This is a genomic window from Bacillus sp. FSL K6-0138 (assembly GCF_037982765.1).
In the GTDB taxonomy this organism is placed as follows: domain Bacteria; phylum Bacillota; class Bacilli; order Bacillales; family Bacillaceae; genus Bacillus; species Bacillus glycinifermentans.
Window position 1 is genome coordinate 587,806 of sequence record NZ_CP150286.1, and the last position, 18,878, is coordinate 606,683.

Annotated in this window: 16 protein-coding genes and 1 riboswitch; of the genes, 14 read left to right on the forward strand and 2 right to left on the reverse strand. The window is 48.3% G+C overall.

All coding sequences use genetic code 11. The features are described from left to right. The first annotated feature begins 22 nt into the window (after window positions 1–22). The 10 genes from MHB78_RS03125 to MHB78_RS03170 all read left to right on the forward strand — a co-directional run bounded on the left by MHB78_RS03125 (window position 23) and on the right by MHB78_RS03170 (window position 10,931). Window positions 23–667, forward strand: a complete 645-nt coding sequence (locus MHB78_RS03125; RefSeq protein ID WP_046130232.1) for a GDSL-type esterase/lipase family protein — start codon at window positions 23–25, stop codon at window positions 665–667. Between the two features lie 214 nt (window positions 668–881). Then, complete coding sequence (locus MHB78_RS03130; protein WP_046130233.1) at window positions 882–2,315, forward strand: PTS mannitol transporter subunit IICB; 1,434 nt, start codon at window positions 882–884, stop codon at window positions 2,313–2,315. A gap of 57 nt (window positions 2,316–2,372) precedes the next feature. Further along, window positions 2,373–2,813, forward strand: a complete 441-nt coding sequence (locus MHB78_RS03135) for a PTS sugar transporter subunit IIA (RefSeq protein ID WP_046130234.1) — start codon at window positions 2,373–2,375, stop codon at window positions 2,811–2,813. Then, window positions 2,810–3,949 carry a mannitol-1-phosphate 5-dehydrogenase gene (locus tag MHB78_RS03140; RefSeq protein ID WP_046130235.1) on the forward strand — a complete coding sequence of 380 codons (1,140 nt, stop codon included), beginning with the start codon at window positions 2,810–2,812 and terminating at the stop codon, window positions 3,947–3,949. Before MHB78_RS03135 ends, MHB78_RS03140 begins: the two co-directional genes overlap by 4 nt. 227 nt (window positions 3,950–4,176) lie before the next feature. Beyond that, window positions 4,177–6,255: a BglG family transcription antiterminator gene (locus tag MHB78_RS03145; RefSeq protein ID WP_046130236.1), complete on the forward strand. Its 2,079-nt coding sequence runs from the start codon at window positions 4,177–4,179 to the stop codon at window positions 6,253–6,255. Window positions 6,256–6,366: 111 nt separating this feature from the next. Next, on the forward strand, window positions 6,367–7,236 hold the full coding sequence (locus tag MHB78_RS03150) for an SDR family oxidoreductase (RefSeq protein ID WP_046130237.1): 870 nt from the start codon (window positions 6,367–6,369) through the stop codon (window positions 7,234–7,236). A 15-nt stretch (window positions 7,237–7,251) separates the two neighbouring features. After that, window positions 7,252–7,755: a D-lyxose/D-mannose family sugar isomerase gene (locus MHB78_RS03155; RefSeq protein ID WP_046130238.1), complete on the forward strand. Its 504-nt coding sequence runs from the start codon at window positions 7,252–7,254 to the stop codon at window positions 7,753–7,755. Between the two features lie 399 nt (window positions 7,756–8,154). Beyond that, window positions 8,155–8,577, forward strand: coding sequence for a pyridoxamine 5'-phosphate oxidase family protein (locus MHB78_RS03160; RefSeq protein WP_046130239.1), 423 nt, complete (start codon window positions 8,155–8,157; stop codon window positions 8,575–8,577). 430 nt (window positions 8,578–9,007) lie between these two features. After that, window positions 9,008–9,817, forward strand: coding sequence for a lipid II flippase Amj family protein (locus MHB78_RS03165; RefSeq protein ID WP_046130240.1), 810 nt, complete (start codon window positions 9,008–9,010; stop codon window positions 9,815–9,817). Between the two features lie 172 nt (window positions 9,818–9,989). Next, the gene (locus tag MHB78_RS03170; protein WP_046130257.1) at window positions 9,990–10,931 is read left to right on the forward strand and encodes an LCP family protein; all 942 of its coding nucleotides are present in this window, start codon (window positions 9,990–9,992) and stop codon (window positions 10,929–10,931) included. 23 nt (window positions 10,932–10,954) lie between these two features. On the opposite strand, the gene MHB78_RS03175 is transcribed toward MHB78_RS03170, so the two are convergent. Both MHB78_RS03175 and MHB78_RS03180 read right to left on the reverse strand, forming a co-directional pair. Beyond that, the gene (locus tag MHB78_RS03175; RefSeq protein WP_046130241.1) at window positions 10,955–11,251 is read right to left on the reverse strand and encodes a DUF3817 domain-containing protein; all 297 of its coding nucleotides are present in this window, start codon (window positions 11,249–11,251) and stop codon (window positions 10,955–10,957) included. Between the two features lie 73 nt (window positions 11,252–11,324). Further along, window positions 11,325–11,735 carry a carboxymuconolactone decarboxylase family protein gene (locus tag MHB78_RS03180; RefSeq protein WP_046130242.1) on the reverse strand — a complete coding sequence of 137 codons (411 nt, stop codon included), beginning with the start codon at window positions 11,733–11,735 and terminating at the stop codon, window positions 11,325–11,327. 117 nt (window positions 11,736–11,852) lie between these two features. On the opposite strand from MHB78_RS03180, the gene MHB78_RS03185 reads away from it, so the two are divergent. From MHB78_RS03185 to MHB78_RS03200, 4 genes are all read left to right on the forward strand, one after another. Continuing rightward, window positions 11,853–12,287: an Lrp/AsnC family transcriptional regulator gene (locus tag MHB78_RS03185; protein WP_046130258.1), complete on the forward strand. Its 435-nt coding sequence runs from the start codon at window positions 11,853–11,855 to the stop codon at window positions 12,285–12,287. 63 nt (window positions 12,288–12,350) lie between these two features. Further along, window positions 12,351–14,534, forward strand: coding sequence for a DNA topoisomerase III (locus MHB78_RS03190; protein ID WP_046130259.1), 2,184 nt, complete (start codon window positions 12,351–12,353; stop codon window positions 14,532–14,534). A gap of 440 nt (window positions 14,535–14,974) precedes the next feature. After that, window positions 14,975–15,121, forward strand: a riboswitch (cyclic di-AMP (ydaO/yuaA leader). A 102-nt stretch (window positions 15,122–15,223) separates the two neighbouring features. After that, complete coding sequence (locus MHB78_RS03195) at window positions 15,224–17,044, forward strand: APC family permease (protein ID WP_046130244.1); 1,821 nt, start codon at window positions 15,224–15,226, stop codon at window positions 17,042–17,044. Between the two features lie 109 nt (window positions 17,045–17,153). Further along, window positions 17,154–18,875 carry a pyruvate oxidase gene (locus MHB78_RS03200; protein WP_046130245.1) on the forward strand — a complete coding sequence of 574 codons (1,722 nt, stop codon included), beginning with the start codon at window positions 17,154–17,156 and terminating at the stop codon, window positions 18,873–18,875. The last annotated feature ends 3 nt before the right edge of the window (window positions 18,876–18,878 follow it).

Genomic DNA, 18,878 nt, shown 5'->3' on the forward strand with positions numbered 1-18,878 from the left:
AAAATCAGAGGGGGAAAAGGATATGGCAATTGTATATACCGCTCTCGGCGACTCCTTAACCGTCGGAGTCGGTGCCGGCTTTTTTCAACCGGGATTCGTTCCGCGCTACAAAAAGAAAATGGAAGAAGATTTGAAGCAGAACGTTACGTTAGCGGTCTTCGCTAAATCGAGTCTTACAACAGCCGAAATTCTCAGCATGCTCGACCGCCCTTTCATCAGGAACCACATCGACAAAGCGGATGCCATCATGATAACAGGCTGCGGAAACGATCTGATCCAATCTCTCGAAGCTTATAAAAGAGAAAAGGATCAGCACGTTTTTTTGGAAGCTTCTTCACACTGTCAGAAAAACTATTCAGCAATGCTGAAAAAGATCAGGGAATTAAAAGAGAAAAATGAGAGGTACTTTATCCGGCTGCTCAACTTATACAATCCGTTTCCGGAAATCGAATTAGCGGAAAAATGGATTTCCGGTTTTAACGCTCATTTACAACAGCTGCAAGCAGCGCCTTATGTCAAGGTTGTCGACATACATTCGGTTTTTAAAGGACATGAGTCGGAATACTTATCGTTTGACAAGGTCCACCCGAACAGCGCGGGATACGAAGCGATTGCGGAAAAGCTGAGAGAAGCAGGTTATAAACCGTTGAAAATTGAAGAATGTTAAGAAAGGCCTTCTATACAAAGGAGGTCTTTTTTTTATGCGTTCGACGGGAGCTTGATTTAAAAGCTTCTTAAATTTTGTCACACCGCCCATGCCAAAGTAGCGCTTTCTTTCAATTGAGCCAAGGGGTGTAAGCGTTTTAACATAAAAGCAAGGCCGACATTATTCGACATTATTTTTTTAACGCCATGAAAGGACAATAAAGGAGGGTTATGCAATGCAAGACAAACAGCAATCAGGTGTAAAGGTGAAAATTCAGCGGTTCGGGAGCCATTTGAGCGGCATGATCATGCCGAATATTGGCGCATTTATCGCATGGGGGATTATTACTGCTCTATTTATCCCGTCAGGCTGGATACCAAATGAAGCGCTTGCTACATTGGTAGACCCGATGATCAAGTATTTGCTGCCGCTTCTGATCGCATACACCGGCGGTAAGATGGTGTACGACCACCGCGGGGGCGTCGTCGGGGCGACGGCTGCGATCGGGGTCATCGTCGGAGCCGATATTCCGATGTTTCTCGGCGCCATGATCATGGGGCCGCTCGGCGGTTATTTGATCAAACAGACAGACAAGCTCTTTAAAGATAAGGTTCGTTCCGGATTTGAGATGCTCATTAACAACTTTACGGCCGGAATCGTCGGATTTATTCTGACGGCACTCGCATTTATGGCGATCGGTCCGGTCGTGCTCGGTTTGAATAAAACATTGGCCGCAGGGGTTGAAGTGATCGTACATGCGAATTTGCTGCCGCTGGCGAGCATATTTGTCGAACCGGCAAAGGTTCTGTTTTTAAATAACGCGATCAACCACGGCATTTTAAGCCCGATTGGAATTGAAGAAGCTGCAAAAACGGGGAAATCGATTCTGTTCCTGCTTGAAGCCAATCCGGGACCCGGGCTTGGCATTCTCTTGGCATACATGATTTTCGGCAGGGGCGCATCAAAACAAACTGCCCCAGGCGCTGCGATCATCCATTTTCTCGGGGGGATTCACGAAATCTACTTCCCTTATATTTTGATGAAACCGCTTTTGATTTTGGCAGCGATTGCAGGGGGTGCCAGCGGCGTTCTGACATTCTCTATTTTTAACGCCGGACTTGCCGCCGTTCCTTCTCCGGGAAGCATTATCGCGGTTCTGGCGATGACGCCGAAAGGAAATCACATCGGCATCATCCTGGGCGTGCTTGTGGCAACAGCTGTCTCATTTATCGTCTCATCACTCATTTTAAAGACGTCCAAAGCTGCCGAAGAAGAAGATTTAACAGTGGCAGCAGAAAAGATGCAGCAGATGAAAGGGAAGAAGAGCCAAGCCGTTTCCGCCTTGACAAATGCCGAAGAAGAGCAAGCTGAAGAGCAGCAAATCGATGTGGAAAACGTCAGCAAAGTCATCTTTGCGTGCGATGCAGGAATGGGGTCAAGCGCAATGGGCGCATCCATTTTGCGAAATAAAGTGAAAAAAGCCGGACTGGATATAGAAGTGACCAATACGTCGATCAACAATCTCCCGGATGATGCAGACATCGTCATCACCCATAAGGATTTGACAGATCGTGCGAAGGCCAAGCTTCCAAACGCAAAACATATCTCTGTGGAAAATTTTCTCAATAGTCCAAAATACGACGAATTAATCGATCAACTTAGCAAATAAATTCGTGAGCCTGTTCACCAGGCTCACACAACATGTACGAAAGAGAGTGATATCCTAATGAAACCAGTACTTGCAAAAGAAAACATTCGCTTAAACCAATCTGCCGCTTCCCAAAAGGACGCGATCCGTCTTGCCGGGGAGGCTCTCGTCGAAAACGGCTATGTCACGGCTGATTATATAGAAAAAATGTTTGCGAGAGAGGAAGTATCCTCCACTTATATGGGCAACGCGATTGCCATTCCGCACGGAACGGAGGATGGGAAGCAGGAAGTGCTCCACTCCGGAATTTCGGTCATTCAAATTCCTGATGGCGTCGAATACGGTGAAGGAAACATTGCGAAAGTCGTATTCGGCATTGCCGGGAAAAACGATGAACACCTTGACATTCTCTCAAAGATTGCGATCGTCTGCTCTGACGCCGACAACGTCGAACGACTGATCAATGCGAAAGACAAAGCTGAACTGATAGCGGTTTTTGAAGAAGGTGACCAGCTATGATCGCCTTGCATTTCGGTGCAGGTAACATCGGCCGCGGCTTTATCGGGGCCCTGCTTACAAAATCGGGGTATGACGTCGTTTTTGCAGATGTGAACGAAGCGGTGATCAATGAACTGAACGAAAAACGCCGCTATCCTGTCGAGCTCGCCGATCTATCAAGGCAAACGGAAACGATCGGCCCAGTACAGGCAATCAACAGCGGCAAACAGCCTGAAGAATTATACGAATGGATCGCCAAGGCCGACCTTGTGACGACAGCCGTTGGGCCTTCAGTGCTGAAACTGATTGCCGGGTCCGTGGCAGAAGGGCTGAAAAGACGCCTCAGCAAAAACAAAAAACCTTTAAATATCGTAGCCTGTGAAAATATGATCGGCGGAAGCGACCATTTAAAAGAAGCCATTTTCTCTTATTTAACTGAAGAAGAGCAGAAGGCGCTCAGTAGGCTTGTCGGATTTCCAAACTCCGCGGTAGACCGGATCGTGCCGGTTCAGCAGCACGACGATCCGCTGAAAGTGTCTGTCGAGCCTTTCTTTGAATGGGTGGTCGATAAAACCGCTTTTGCCGGAGAAGTGCCTGATATAGAAGGAGTGACGTATGTATCAGACCTTGCTCCTTACATTGAAAGAAAACTGTTTACCGTAAATACCGGGCATGCCATCGCAGCATATGCCGGTTATCAAAAAGGTTTTCAAACGATCAGAGACGCCGTCTGCGATCCTGAAGTCCGCGAGACGCTGGCCGGGGCGCTCGAAGAAACAGGGCAGTATCTGATCCAAACATACGGCTTTTCGGAAGAAGAGCATCAGAGCTATATCAAAAAAATCATCGGCCGCTTTGAAAATGAGTTTATATCAGACGACATCACCCGTGTGGCAAGATCGCCGCTCCGCAAGCTCGGCGAACACGACCGTCTGATCCGCCCCGCCCGAAAGCTCAGCAGCCTGAATGTGAAGCCGGTTCATTTAGCCGAAGGAATCGCCCGGGCGCTGCAATTTGATTTCGCGGATGATCCGGAAGCCGTCCAGCTCCAAAGCATGATTCGTGAAAAAGGCTATAGGGGCGTTCTCGGCGAAGTGTGCGGGCTTGCAGCGGAAGATCCATTGGTGCCGCTGATCTTGAAGCATGTGGAGAAATAGTGACGGGTTGCGAACACGCCGGGCCTGCATCAAGAGATGGAAAAATACACAGCCTAACCTGGAAGCATCGTCATCGCCGATGCTTCCATTTACCGTTATCAAAAATTTAATTAGTTTGAATTGAAGATTTTATGTAAGCAATTTATGATAAGGTAGTCATTCTCCCCGGCAGCATTCCCGTGATCCACTTGCACTTCGAAAACGATAATCACCGGAGGCGGCGCTTTATGTACATGACAGCAAGGGAACAAAAACTCATTAAATATCTGTTACACCAAAACCGTTATGTAAAGGTCGGCGACATCGCCGATTATATTGAGGTCAGCACACGAACCGTCCACCGCGAGCTGAAAGCGGTTAAATCAGTCATTGAAGAATATCGGCTCAAGCTTGATAAACAGCCGGGCAAAGGCCTGAAGCTCGTCGGCTCTTCCCGCGATAAACAGAGGCTGTTAAATGCCCTCTCACATGACAGCCTTGTGGAATACAGCTCTGATGAACGAAAGCTCCTGATTTTGTGCGCGATGCTTGAAGCAGGAGAGCCGATCAAGCTGTATACGATCGCCAGCGATTTGCAGGTGACCGCCGCGACCATCAGCCACGATCTCGATGAGCTGGAGAAATGGATTGCCCCGTTCGGCCTTTCCTTGATCAGAAAGAGAGGCTACGGGATTGAACTGAGGGGACCTGAAGATGCCAAGCGAAAAATCGTCGGCAATTTAATAGCGGACAAGCTCGATGTACAGCAATTTTTAGAGACGGTTGAAATGAATATTAAGGGCAAGAACCAGACGCCGGAAAAAATATTCGGAGTCGTCAGCAGGGGGAAATTGCTTAAGGCTGAAAAAGTGCTGTCCCGGGCCAAAGAACAGCACGGCCTCTCGCTTTCTGACAGCGCGTACATCGCCCTTGTCGTTCACTTGACGTTTGCAATCGAGCGAATCGAGCTTGGCGAAGTCATCAATATGAACGAAGAGGAACTGGCGGAACTGAAAAGCACGAAAGAATTCGAGCTCGCCCTCGCGATTGCCGAAGCGCTCGAAGAAGCGTTCCATGTCAAGATACCCGATGCAGAGGCCGGCTATATTACGATGCACCTCAGAAGCGCCAACCGAAGCTATAAAAAAGACTACAGGGCGGAAGACATCGAGCTTGACACCGCCTTGCGCACGAAAAAGCTGATCGATTTCATCTCGCAAAAAACAGGTCTGAATCTAAATGACAATCAATCGCTCTATGAAGGGCTGATCGCCCATCTTGAGCCGGCCATCGTCCGGATCAAAGAAAAAATGACGATTCACAACCCTTTACAAGAGCAGATAAAAAAAGACTATTTTCTTTTATTCATGGCCATCGAAGAAGGCGTCGAACGATTCTTTCCGGAAATGCATTTTCCGGATGAAGAGATTGCGTTTATCGTCCTCCACTTCGGCTCTGCGCTTGAAATGAACAAAGAAAAAATACACATCAATGCGCTCGTCATTTGTTCAAGCGGAATCGGTTCATCAAAGATGCTTGCGTCAAGGCTGAAAAAAGAGCTTCCTGAAATCGCATCCTTTGACATCTCTTCGGTGATGGAGCTGAAAACGAAGGATGCCGGCGCTTATGACATCATCGTGTCGACCGTGCCGATTCCGTACGAGGGGATCGACTACGTCATCGTCAGCCCGCTCCTTGACGAAGAAGACGTCAAACACGTCAAGCACCAGCTCACCCGGAAAATTCCGCTCATTCTTCAAAAAAAACGTGCCGAACAAAAAGAGCCCGCGCCATTCCCGGATATGCTCCGAACCGCCGCTAAAATCAATCAGTACGCGACGGCGATCCAGCATATCCTAAGCCATTTTTCCGTCGACGTGCTGGAGACGGCGGAGAGCCATGAACAGACGGTTAAACGGCTGTGCGCGCGCCTGAAAGATCAAGGTTTGATCACCGATGCCGGCGATTTGGCGGAGGGGCTTCTGAAGCGCGAAGCACTGGGGGGCCTCGGTATACCCGGCACATCGTTCGCCTTGTTTCATTTAAAAACGGAGGCGGCAATCGTTCCTGTTTTCAAAGCCGTCGACTTAACTGCGCCGTATGACATCAAGGGCATGGACGGCAGCACCGTCAAGATGACAAGGATGCTCATCATGCTTGCACCCGCTGATATTTCCCCTGAAGGAGCCGAGCTTTTAAGCTCGATCAGCTCCTCAATCATTGAGAGCGACGACAGCCTCGCCGCATATGAAACAGGTGACGCCGACCTGCTCTACAGAAGGCTGAACATTCTGTTTCACACATTCCTTCAGGATAAAAAATGGTGAAGACGCCCGGACCAAGTGATCCGGGTTTTTTTGTTTGGCATATACGCATGTTTATTCACAGCATCGCGCGGTTAATTGTGTAGTAGCACCATCAAAAAGGAGGAATGTATCATGGATTTACGCAATCGGCAGACAGAAGGGCAGCCGGCGCAAACGCAGGACCGCCAGCCCGGCATCGAAAGCGTGATGGATCCGCGTCCTGTCTACGAAAATGAAAACCATATCGGAACGGATAAACTTAAAGGGAAAGTCGCGCTCATCACGGGCGGCGACAGCGGAATCGGAAGAGCTGTCGCAGTCGCTTATGCGAAAGAAGGAGCAGACATTGCGATCGTGTACTTGAATGAGCATGAGGATGCCCAGGAGACGAAAGCAAGAGTTGAAAAAGAAGGCGTCAAATGCCTGCTTCTTCCCGGTGATGTCGGGGATGAGGCATTCTGCGTCGATGCGGTCGAACGGACGGTGAACGAATTGGGAAGGCTCGACATCCTCGTCAACAATGCGGCTGAACAGCATCCGAAAAACAGCATTAAAGAAATTTCCGCCGAGCAGCTCGAACGGACGTTTCGAACCAATTTCTATTCGTATTTCCATTTTACGAAAAAAGCAATTGACTACTTAGAGCCGGGGAGCGCGATCATCAATACGACATCGATCAATCCGTACCGCGGAAACCCGCAGCTGATCGACTATACGGCGACCAAAGGCGCGATCAATGCCTTTACACGGTCAATGGCGATGGCGCTTGTAAAAGACGGCATCCGCGTCAATGCGGTGGCTCCGGGGCCGATTTGGACGCCGCTTATCCCGTCGACCTTTTCAGCGGAGAAAGTCGCATCATTCGGAACGGATACACCGATGGGACGTCCGGGACAGCCTGCCGATCATGTCGGCTGCTACGTGCTCCTCGCTTCGGACGATTCCTCTTATATGACGGGGCAAACCCTGCATGTAAACGGAGGAGACTTCATTTCGACATAAGAGGGGGAAGCGAGATTGAAGGTAACAAAGGAAGCGGTCAATCAATATTATCAAAAAGCGGGTATCGTGCTGACGGAGGACGAGAAGGAGCGAATCCAGATCATGGACTACGGCTTAGGCAGGCTGAATGAGCTTGGGCTTCAGCTCTTCGTCTACGTCAATACGGACCGCTACTGTGCCAAGGAGCTCGTTTTGTTTCCTGAACAAACGTGCCCTGAACACCGCCATCCTCCCGTAAACGGGGAAAAGGGAAAAGAAGAAACGTTCAGATGCAGATACGGGAGCGTCTATCTATATGTTGAAGGAGAAACAACACGCGCTCCCTCCGTTCTTCCGCCCCGCGAAGATATCGAATATTTCACCGTCTGGCATGAAATCCGGCTCTCGCCCGGAGAGCAATATACCATTCCGCCAAATACAAAGCATTGGTTCAAAGCCGGAAAGGATGGCGCGGTTATTGCTGAGTTTTCATCAACGAGCACAGACGAACACGATGTTTTTACAGATCCAAGAATTTAGCGAATGGGAGATGCTCTCATTCGCTTTTTTCTTCACGGCTGAATACGGCAGGTGCCGTCGGCAAAATAAAGCCGGAGGAATATTTATTTTCCGTGATTTTATAATGAATCGCTGGATGCACTTTCCGTCTGAAAAAAACCGTTCAAGCTTTCGTGTTTTTCCGGTGACACGTCCGAGTCGCGCAAACTTCGGGGCCGCTTCGCCGTACATTCGGGTGCCTTTACCCGAAAGAGCGTTTCTCCGGTATCAACGGTTTCGGAACACTTTGCGATTTTCAGTAAATATATAGCCCGTATTATGTAATCGGGATGTCCCGTCCATCAGGCTCTGTTGATTGTTTAATATACAAGACGATGTGGAAAAGTAACAATGGATATGATAAAAAGGAGGGATCCTGACATGGATCAGGAACAAATCAAACAAAAGGTGCTGGATATTCTCGACCATCACAAAGTCGGATCGCTGGCAACGGTAGAAGGCGGCAAGCCCCATTCCCGCTATATGACCTTTTTCCACGACGGGCTGACGCTTTATACCCCGACAAGCGTTGAGACGCATAAAGCCGAGGAAATCGAAAACAATCCGAATGTCCACGTGCTGCTCGGCTATGACGGAGAAGGCTTTGGCGATGCCTATCTTGAAATCGAAGGGACGGCGAAGCTGAACGGCTCGAAAGAATTGAAAGGTCAAATGTGGAATGAACGGCTCAGCCGCTGGTTTGAAGGAAAAGACGATCCGAACTTATCCGTTCTCGAAATTCATCCTTCAGAAATCAGGCTCATGAATGAAGGGGAAAGCACGCCCGTAACGCTTGATCTGTAATCTCTGTATCGAACAGTTTGTCAAATGAGAGGAACTGTAGTATAATACAGGACAGCGCCTAAGGAGCAAATAAAAGGAAAGTAAACTTCTTTTTTCTTTCTTAGAAGATGCTTGTTTTTCTTCCTCTGACCGCCCCTAACAGGATAGAGGGAAAAAAGACTTTTTGTTTCACAATTCACACTGGCGCGGCTTCGGAGCCGCAAGGACGATTGAGAGGTAGGGCTTTCGTTGTCTTGGTTTCAGAAATTCCATGGTGTTTACTTTCAAACGGAACGATAGATGCTAATGTCATCTTATGATGATAGATATATTATTTGCTCAAAAAATAAAACGAATGGGAACCGCTTCGGCTTTTGCTGAAGCGGTTTTTAAATTGGCGAAACATTTTTCTCCGATAGACAGTCTTACTTGTAGACTGGAGGAATCGTACATGGATTTTTTGACATCTAAAGTGCTTTTGATTTTCTTTTTTTTGCTGCTGATTCACTCGATCGAGACATTGGCCTATGCGGCACGGCTGTCCGGGGCAAGGGTCGGGTTTATCGCCTCGGCTCTGTCCCTGTTTAACGTAATGGTGATCGTTTCGAGAATGTCCAACATGGTTCAGCAGCCTGTCACAGGAAAGCTCGTCGATGTTGCAGGCACTCATGCGCTTTCGCTCGTGGGGCAGCAGTTTCGGTTTTTAATCTTCGGCTCGACGGTCGGAACCATCTGCGGCATGATGCTCTTGCCGACATTTGTCGCCGTTTTTTCGAGGGCGATCGTTCATTTGGCAGGGGAAAACGGCTCCGTTCTGCACATGTTTCGGAAAGGTCTGACGAAAAGGAGCCTGAAAAACATCAGGCAATACGTGAAAAAACCGTCCGTCCATTATATGAAAGGCTTTCAGCTCCGCTATATTCCGAAACGGCTGTTTGTGTTAAATATGGTCATTACCGCGATTTATACGATCGGAGTCCTCGCCGCTCTTTATGCCGGGGTTCTCGTTCCTGAAAGGCATACAACGGCTGTGATGGCATCAGGTCTTGTCAACGGAGTGGCGACGATGCTCCTTGCGCTGTTTGTCGATCCGAAGGTTTCGGTGCTGGCCGATGATGTGGCCAAAGGGAAACGGAGCTATGTTTATTTGAAATGGGCCTCTGTCACAATGGCGGTATCCAGGGTAACCGGAACGGTTCTCGCACAGCTTTTGTTTATACCTGCATCTTACTATATCGCATGGATGACCAAATGGATGTAGGTGTTATGTAACGAAATGATTGAAAAGCACATCATAATATTTCGTTTTGTAAGATGAATAAGAATAGAGAATAATATTTCGGATGTAATATGCTTTTGCAGCTTTCTTTTATTAATTGTCGGCTGCATCATCCTGTGGTAGTCTATTTGTGGCGGTGATAAAAGTGGATAATGTGAAAAGAGTAAGAGTAAGGGTAAAAAAGAAGAAGAAAAAACGGCGGAAAATCATCAAACGGCTGCTGCTGTTCATTGTACTGCTTATCATTGCTGTTACGGGATACAGCATCTACGAATACCAACAAGGTTTAGCAGAGTCTGACGGAAGCTTTAAAAATGACGGTCAGTTCGAGTTCAACGGTGAAGGCTCGGATTTGGACGAAGTGAACGTTCTCGTGCTCGGAATCGATTCCAGAGGGGAAGAGCATTCAAGATCGGATTCGATGATGGTCATTCATTATGATAAAAAACAAAAACAGCCTAAATTGATCTCGATCATGAGGGACAGCTATGTCGATATACCGGGGCATCCCAAGCAAAAGATCAATGCAGCATATGCATTCGGCGGCCCTGAGCTTGTCCGCAAAACACTTAAGGAAAACTTCGGGTTGAATATCAACTACTACGCCGTCCTCGATTTTAAAGGGTTTGCCAAAATTGTCGATGCGGTGGCCCCTGACGGCATTGAAGTCAATGTACCGAAAAAGATGTCATACGGAATCGGCATGACACTGGAGCCCGGCAAGCAGGTTCTGCACGGCGACAAACTGCTCGGATATGTCCGTTTCAGGCATGACAGGGAGAGCGATTTTGGACGGGTGAGAAGACAGCAGGAAGTATTTGGAAAACTAGAAAAAGAAGCGGTGAATATCGGAAATATCGCGCGGTTACCGAAGATCTTGGGCCTTGTCGACCCGTATGTTGAAACAAACCTTCCAAACGGCGTCATCTTTTCAGTCGGTAAAGATTTCTTGTTGGGAGACACAAAGGAAACGAAAAGCTTTAGGCTGCCTGTTGACGGGTCGTTTACGAATAAAACGGTCCCGACATACGGCGCGGTATTGGATTTGGATCTTGAAAAAAATAAAGAAGCACTGCAGCAATTTCTTGACGAGTGATCCGCCGAATAACACGGCGGATCTTATTTTTGATCATACATTTTTAGGCCCCGGTCGTACAGAAAGTTCCCGAACGGAACAAATGCGGCGACAAGACCAGCGGCAGGCCATTTCAGCGACCACTTCACGGCAAATGTCGCATACAACAGGACCATGAGGTAAAGGATGAAAAATCCGCCGTGAAGCGAGCCTGCAATCGTGACGGCCATCGGATAGCCCGCCCAATATTTCAGAGGCATAGCGACAAAAAGCAGGAAAAGCAGTGACATGCCCTCGATAAACCCCATCGCTCGAAGGCGGCCAATCGGCGTTTGCAGCATGAAATACCTCCTTTTGTCCAATCTTTACCTCTATAATATAGACCAAAAAAGGACAAATAGAACAGGCAGGCGCTTATTTTTCGGCCGGAATTTTCATTAAGGCCCCGAAATATTGCTGTGCCGTCGTAAAGCAGATAAATGCTATAAGCTCTGAGATCTCTTCGTCGGAAAACATCTCTTTCAACACCTTAAACTGGCTGTCTCCGACCCGGTCTCTCTCTGATAGAAATACTTCTGCAAAGCCCATCGCAAGACTTGTTTTTTCAAGATTTGAAGCCTCGGGTTTTCCTTTCGCTTTGCAATATTCGCAGCCGTTCCCCTGGGCAAGCACTCTGCGCACCTGCTCCTTCAGCTCTTTTGATAACAAACCGTCCCCGGCAAGCTCGTCTGCCAAAGCCGTCCATGCTGACAGAATGGAATCGGAATGCCCGAGCAGCCGCTGAAACGGAGTCTCTCCTTTTGCAGAAGGGTTAATTCTTGTCATATTCTGATCACCTCTCCATAATAGTATCTAAATGATGCGAAAATAGGAATTTCGTTTGTAAAGATAGATCTATAAATATTTAAAAAACGAAACGAAAAAAGGAGCAGTTCGTTGCAAATGAATATAGATGAGCTCGATTTTAAAATTATAGAAGAATTAAAGAAAGACAGCCGTTTGTCGATGAGAGAGCTCGGCCGCAAGATCAATCTCTCCGCTCCGTCTGTGACCGAGAGGGTGAGGCGGCTTGAAGCGTTCGGCGTCATTAAGCAATACACATTGGACATCGATTATCAGAAAATCGGCCTCCCCGTCTCCTGCATCATTGAGGCGACAGTGAAAAACGGGGAATACGAAAGGTTTAAAGCGTATATTGAACGCCTTCCGAATATCGAATTTTGCTACCGGATCGCAGGGGCGGCATGCTATATGCTGAAAATAAACGCCGAAAATCTTGAAGAGGTTGAAGCGTTTATCAATCGAACATCGCCTTATGCCCAGACTGTAACGCATGTCATTTTTTCAGAAATCAAAACGAAGGATTTCGAACGTTAGAGACGAACCCTTGTCATCTGTTATAATAAAAGGATGGATGAATAAGAAAGTGAAGTGATGGACTTGGCAAAAACAGTCGTTTTAGCAGAAAAACCTTCAGTCGGCCGGGATTTGGCCCGCGTCCTGAAGTGTCATAAAAAAGGAAACGGATACCTTGAAGGAGACCGCTATATCGTGACATGGGCGCTCGGCCATTTGGTCACATTGGCGGATCCGGAAGGCTATGGAAAAGAGTATCAATCATGGCGCCTTGAAGACCTGCCGATCATCCCTGAGCCTTTAAAGCTCGTCGTCATTAAAAAGACGGGAAAGCAATTCCAGGCGGTCAAATCGCAGCTTGTCAGAAAAGATGTCAAAGATATCGTGATTGCTACAGACGCCGGACGTGAAGGCGAGCTTGTCGCCCGCTGGATCATCGACAAGGCAAAGGTCACGAAACCTTTGAAACGCTTATGGATTTCATCCGTCACAGATAAAGCGATTAAAGACGGATTTAAAAACTTAAAGAACGGCAAAGAATTTGAAAACCTCTACCATTCTGCGGTGGCGCGCGCGGAAGCGGACTGGATCGTCGGCATTAACGCGACAAGGGCGCTGACGACGAAATTCAACGCACAGCTTTCCTGCGGCCGCGTGCAGACGCCGACATTGGCGATGATCGCCAAACGAGAGGAAGACATCAAAAACTTTAAGCCGGTTCCTTACTACGGCCTGCGCGCCGCTGTTGACGGCATGACGCTGTCTTGGCAGGACAAAAAAACGAAGCAGAGCCGGACATTCAACGCATCTGTTACATCGCAGCTTGCACGAGCTCTCCGAGGCAAACAAGCCGTGATCGCCGATCTGAAAAAAACGGCGAAAAAGAGCTTTGCACCGGGCCTTTATGATTTAACAGAGCTGCAAAGGGATGCCCACAAACGCTTCGGCTTTTCCGCGAAGGAAACGCTGTCCGTCCTGCAAAAGCTTTACGAACAGCACAAGCTGGTCACGTATCCGCGGACGGATTCAAGATTTCTTTCGCAAGACATCGTCCCGACGTTAAAAGACCGCCTGGAAGGGATGCAGGTCAAGCCGTACGCCCAGCATGTCACCCGGATTTTGCATCGCGGCATAAAAGCGAACAAAAGCTTTGTCAACGATGCAAAGGTATCGGATCACCACGCGATCATTCCGACGGAAGAGCCGCTTGCGCTCGGCGCTTTAAGCGATAAAGAGAGAAAGCTGTACGACCTGATCGCGAAGCGTTTTCTTGCGGTACTGATGCCGCCGTTTGAATATGAAGAAACAAAGGTCATTGCCGAAATCGGAGGCGAAACGTTTACCGCAAAAGGGAAAACCGTTCAGTCCCAAGGCTGGAAAGCCGTCTATGACTATTTTGATGAAGACGATGATGAGGAAGAAAAGGACCAGACCCTTCCAAAGCTCGCAAAGGGCGATGCGCTCTCCGTCCGCTCATTGACGGAGACAAAGGGGGAAACGAAACCGCCGGCCCGCTTCAATGAAGGAACGCTATTGTCCGCGATGGAAAACCCTGCTGCATTTATGCAGGGTGAGGAAAAAAACCTCGTCAAAACCCTTGGTGAGACGGGCGGCCTCGGAACGGTCGCAACCCGCGCCGACATTATTGAAAAGCTGTTCAATACGTTTTTGATCGAGAAAAAGGGAAAAGAGATTTTCATTACCTCAAAAGGCAAACAGCTTCTTGAGCTTGTCCCGTCAGACTTAAAATCTCCGGCGCTGACCGCCGAATGGGAGCAGAAGCTGTCAGGAATCGCAAAAGGCAAGCTGAAGTCTTCCGCTTTCATCAAGGAAATGAAAGAATACACGAAGCAGACGATCAAGGAAATCAAAAGCAGCAATCAAACATTCAAGCACGACAATATCACGGGCACACACTGTCCGGACTGCGGCAAGCTGATGCTGAAAGTCAACGGAAAGCGCGGTACGATGCTTGTCTGCCAGGACAGGGAATGCGGCCACCGGAAAACGGTCGCCAAACAGACGAACGCCCGCTGCCCAGTCTGCCACAAGCGCATGGAGCTGCGCGGCCACGGGGAGGGCCAAACCTTCGCCTGCGTCTGCGGCCACCGCGAGAAGCTGTCCGTTTTTGAAAAACGCAGAGCAAACGACAAAAACTCAAAAGCGTCAAAACGCGACGTACATGCCTACATGAAAAAACAAAACAAAGATGAACCGATTAACAACGCGCTCGCCGAACAGCTCAAGAAGCTGAAACTTGACCAATAACTTCAAAAACCTGCCAATCGGCAGGTTTTTGCTATATTAATCAAGTATAATGCGAATAAAAAGAAACGTTTCAATCAGAAAATACACGCTGACGGACAAAAAAATCAAAATGAAGATCATTCTTTTTTGTTTCTGATTTCCTCAACAAATTTGAATGAGAAAAAACGGTCAGGAGAAAGGTTGAAAAATAGTCGATATTTTGCAGGATGACTTTCATACTCAGTCCCCGCTTTACGTATATTTTGCCGCTTATACGCTGCCATGACATCCTTCCTGTTTCAAAGAATAATTCCATTGCATGACAAATGGGAAAACAGAGGCGTCCCCTTTTTCAAACAATCGGATAATGTCGTAAAATCCCGTCAAAAGAAACGCTTTTTTATGCTAAAAAAGTATTTACAACAGACATAAACGGGAGTATGATCTCTCTATAAAACGAATAATTAAAATCGCTTAATCTGAATCAGAGCGGGGGAACCATTTTGAGGCATATTATTGCCTTGTGGGGTGAATCCTTTTAAGGTAAGGCAAACTCTCATGAGCCCGAATCCGTCAGCTAACCTCGTAAGCGTTAGGAGAGAGGGAAATCACCTGGGAATAAAATCCGATTCCGCAGGGGCTGTTTGCCTCTGTGCTTTTTTGTGCGGAAAAAATATGGAAATTAACAGCAAAAAGGAGAAGTCAAAATCATGTACAGTACAATAAAGCGCTTTTTAATCGGTAAACCATTGAAATCAAAAGAACTGACAGGACAAAAGATCACAAAGACGAAGGCTCTTGCTTTATTGTCATCTGATGCCTTGTCTTCTGTCGCTTACGGTACAGAGCAAATTTTGATCGTTTTGGCTGCCGTCAGCACTGCTGCATTATGGTATTCATTGCCGATAGCGGTGGGCGTCTTGATTCTTTTGACGGCTTTGATCCTTTCCTACCGGCAGATCATATTTTCTTATCCGCATGGTGGAGGGGCGTATGTCGTTTCAAGGGAAAACCTTGGAGTAAATCCGGGGCTTGTCGCAGGCGGGTCACTGCTCGTCGATTACATTCTGACGGTAGCGGTCAGCGTGTCGGCGGGAACAGATGCCATCACATCGGCGATTCCGTCTTTGCATCCGTACCACCTGATCATCGCGGTCGTCCTTGTTCTATTCATCATGATATTAAATTTGCGCGGATTAACGGAATCGGCCTCGATTTTGGCCTATCCGGTTTACTTGTTTGTCGCGGCTCTCTTGATTCTCATCGGAGCGGGCATTTTTAAATTGATGACCGGACAAATTGAACCGGCGGAGCATGCGGCAATCGGGACGCCTGTCGCCGGACTGTCCCTGTTTTTGCTGCTCAAGGCTTTTTCATCAGGCTGTTCAGCTTTGACCGGGGTTGAGGCGATCTCAAACGCGATCCCGGCTTTCAGGGATCCGGCGCCGAAAAATGCCGCGAACACGCTTTTGATGATGGGAATCCTGCTTGCCGTTCTGTTTTCGGGAATTACGGTGCTCGCCTTCGGCTACGGCATCATGCCGAAAAGCGAAGAAACGGTCGTATCCCAGATCGCATCGGAAACGTTCGGGCGTTCATTCCTATACTATTTCATTCAGGGAACGACATCGATGATTTTAGTATTGGCTGCCAACACCGGATTTTCAGCCTTCCCGCAGCTTGCGTTTAACCTGGCCCGGGATAAATACATGCCGAGAATGTTTACGGTTAGAGGAGACCGCTTAGGCTATTCAAACGGAATCATCTTTCTCGGCTTTGCTTCGATTTTGCTGATTCTTTTGTTTAACGGACAGACAGAACATTTAATTCCGTTATACGCGGTCGGCGTGTTCATCCCGTTTACGCTTTCTCAAACGGGTATGTGCTTGAAATGGATCAGACAAAAGCCGGAAGGCTGGGTATTGAAAATGATCATTAATGCAACAGGCACGGCGATCTCTGCAGTTGTTTTGCTCATTCTGTTTATCACGAAGTTTCAGGTTGTATGGCCGATCGTTGTCTTCATGCCGATCGTCATCTGGATCTTCTATGCGGTCAAAAGGCACTATGATGCCGTCGGCGAACAGCTTAGAATGACAGGCAAGCCTTTGGAGCCGATCGAAGGGAACGTCGTCATCGTCCCTGTCGCCGGCGTGACCCACGTCGTCGAAAAGTCGATCCAATACGCCAAAACGTTGTCAGACCAGGTCATCGCGGTTCACGTATCGTTTGATAAAGAAGAAGAGAAAAAGATTGAGAAAAAATGGGAGGAGCTGCAAAACGGCGTCAGACTCGTTACTCTATACTCCTCATACCGAAGCTTAATTCATCCTTTGGAAAAATTCCTGGAAACCGTGGAAGCGAAAGCGGCGAGCTACAACTATTCCGTCATGGTTCTCGTTCCGCAGTTCATTCCGAAAAAAAGCTGGCACAACATTCTTCACAATCAGTCAGCATTTTTGCTGCGCTTGAGGCTGCTGTGGAAAAAAGACATTGTCATCGCCACGCTCCCATACCATTTTAAAAAGTAAAAAGCTTGCAGAGCCTGAGTCTCTGCAAGCTTTTTTTGCCTGCAATATGCCGCAGAACGTTTGAACGGAAAAGGGAGGTGGTAACCAGACAGAAAAAGGGGGACGTGACATGGCAAACAAAACCGCAGGAAAAATAGCAGCAGAACTGCTGGAAGAATGGAATATCGATCATATTTACGGCATGCCGGGAGACAGCATCAACGAATTCATCAACGAATTGCGGCATGAGCGAAACAGCCTCCGCTTTATTCAGGTGCGCCACGAGGAAACAGCAGCCCTTGTCGCATCCGCTCAAGCAAAATTGACGGGCAAAATCGGCGTATGCCTTTCAATTGCAGGTCCGGGAGCCGTTCATCTGCTCAACGGGCTGTATGATGCAAAAGCCGACGGCGTTCCTGTGCTCGCCATTGCGGGACAGGTAGCTTCAAGCCAAATCGGCAGGGATGCGTTCCAGGAAATCGGTCTCGAAAGAATGTTTGAGGATGTGTCCGTTTTTAATCAGCAGGTGCATTCGGCCGAGGCGCTCCCCGACCTTTTAAATCAGGCGCTCCGGGAAGCTTACAGCCAAAAAGGGGTCGCCGTCCTCACCGTATCGGACGACCTGTTTGCGGAAAAAATCAAGCGGAAGCCGGCCTATACGTCGGCGCTTTATATCGAAGGCGGGCTGCATCCGAAAAAAAGCCAGCTTTTGCAGTGCGCCCAACTGATCAACGAAGCGAAAAAACCGGTGATTTTGGCGGGAAGAGGAATGAAAACGGCGAAGGAGGAGCTTTTGGAATTTGCCGATAAAGCGGCAGCGCCGATCGTTATTACGCTTCCGGCGAAAGGCGCCGTTCCCGACCGCCATCCTCATGTTCTCGGAAATCTCGGTCATATCGGCACAAAGCCCGCTTATGAGGCAATGGAAGAATGCGATTTGTTGATCATGCTTGCGACGTCGTTTCCTTACCGGGAGTACCTCCCGGAAGATACGCCTGCGATTCAGCTTGATAACGATCCTGTGAAAATCGGGAAGCGCTATCCGGTCACCGCAGGGCTCGTCTGCGACGCTAAAACAGGCTTGGCAGAGCTGACAAAGACCATTGAACGGAAAGCAAACCGTTCGTTTTTGGAGAGCTGTACGGATCATATGAAAAAGTGGCGGTACCATGTTGAAAAGGACGAACAGCGGGCGACTTCCCCGCTCAAGCCGCAGCAAGTGATCGCAAGGCTTCAGGATGCGGCTGCGGACGATGCAGTTTTGTCTGTTGACGTCGGAAATGTAACAGTATGGATGGCCCGCCATTTTGACATGACCAATCAGGATTTTATCATTTCAAGCTGGCTCGGTACGATGGGCTGCGGTCTGCCTGGAGCAATTGCCGCCAAGCTGTCATATCCCGAACGCCAGGTGGTGGCCGTGTGCGGAGACGGCGGCTTCAGCATGTCTATGCACGATTTTCCGACCGCGGTCAAATACGGTCTCCCGATTGTCGTCGTTATCTTAAATAATCAAAACTTGGGCATGATTCAATATGAACAGCAGGAAAAAGGCCATATTGAATACGCCACAAAGCTTGAAAATGTCGATTATGCTGCATTTGCGGAAGCGTGCGGAGGAAAAGGCTTCAGCGTGAAAAAACACGAAGAGCTCATTCCTGCGCTGAAAAACGCATTTGCGTCGCAAAAACCGGCCGTCATCGATGTGGCCATCGAAGACGAACCGCCGCTGCCGGGAAAAATCTCTTACACGCAGGCGGCAAACTTCAGCAAATATATGATGAAAAAATTCTTTGAGAAGCAAGAACTCGATTTGCCTCCGTTAAAGAAAAGCTTGCGAAGGCTGTTTTAGCAT

Excerpts from the sequence above, each read along its gene's own strand:
- MHB78_RS03150 (WP_046130237.1), top strand. The coding sequence starts at position 6,367 with ATGGATTTACGCAATCGGCAGACAGAAGGGCAGCCGGCGCAAACGCAG.
- MHB78_RS03135 (WP_046130234.1), top strand. The coding sequence starts at position 2,373 with ATGAAACCAGTACTTGCAAAAGAAAACATTCGCTTAAACCAATCTGCC.
- MHB78_RS03145 (WP_046130236.1), top strand. The coding sequence starts at position 4,177 with ATGTACATGACAGCAAGGGAACAAAAACTCATTAAATATCTGTTACAC.
- MHB78_RS03125 (WP_046130232.1), top strand. The coding sequence starts at position 23 with ATGGCAATTGTATATACCGCTCTCGGCGACTCCTTAACCGTCGGAGTC.
- MHB78_RS03165 (WP_046130240.1), top strand. The coding sequence starts at position 9,008 with ATGGATTTTTTGACATCTAAAGTGCTTTTGATTTTCTTTTTTTTGCTG.
- MHB78_RS03195 (WP_046130244.1), top strand. The coding sequence starts at position 15,224 with ATGTACAGTACAATAAAGCGCTTTTTAATCGGTAAACCATTGAAATCA.
- MHB78_RS03175 (WP_046130241.1), bottom strand. The coding sequence starts at position 11,251 with ATGCTGCAAACGCCGATTGGCCGCCTTCGAGCGATGGGGTTTATCGAG.
- MHB78_RS03140 (WP_046130235.1), top strand. The coding sequence starts at position 2,810 with ATGATCGCCTTGCATTTCGGTGCAGGTAACATCGGCCGCGGCTTTATC.
- MHB78_RS03130 (WP_046130233.1), top strand. The coding sequence starts at position 882 with ATGCAAGACAAACAGCAATCAGGTGTAAAGGTGAAAATTCAGCGGTTC.
- MHB78_RS03180 (WP_046130242.1), bottom strand. The coding sequence starts at position 11,735 with ATGACAAGAATTAACCCTTCTGCAAAAGGAGAGACTCCGTTTCAGCGG.
- MHB78_RS03200 (WP_046130245.1), top strand. The coding sequence starts at position 17,154 with ATGGCAAACAAAACCGCAGGAAAAATAGCAGCAGAACTGCTGGAAGAA.
- MHB78_RS03160 (WP_046130239.1), top strand. The coding sequence starts at position 8,155 with ATGGATCAGGAACAAATCAAACAAAAGGTGCTGGATATTCTCGACCAT.
- MHB78_RS03185 (WP_046130258.1), top strand. The coding sequence starts at position 11,853 with ATGAATATAGATGAGCTCGATTTTAAAATTATAGAAGAATTAAAGAAA.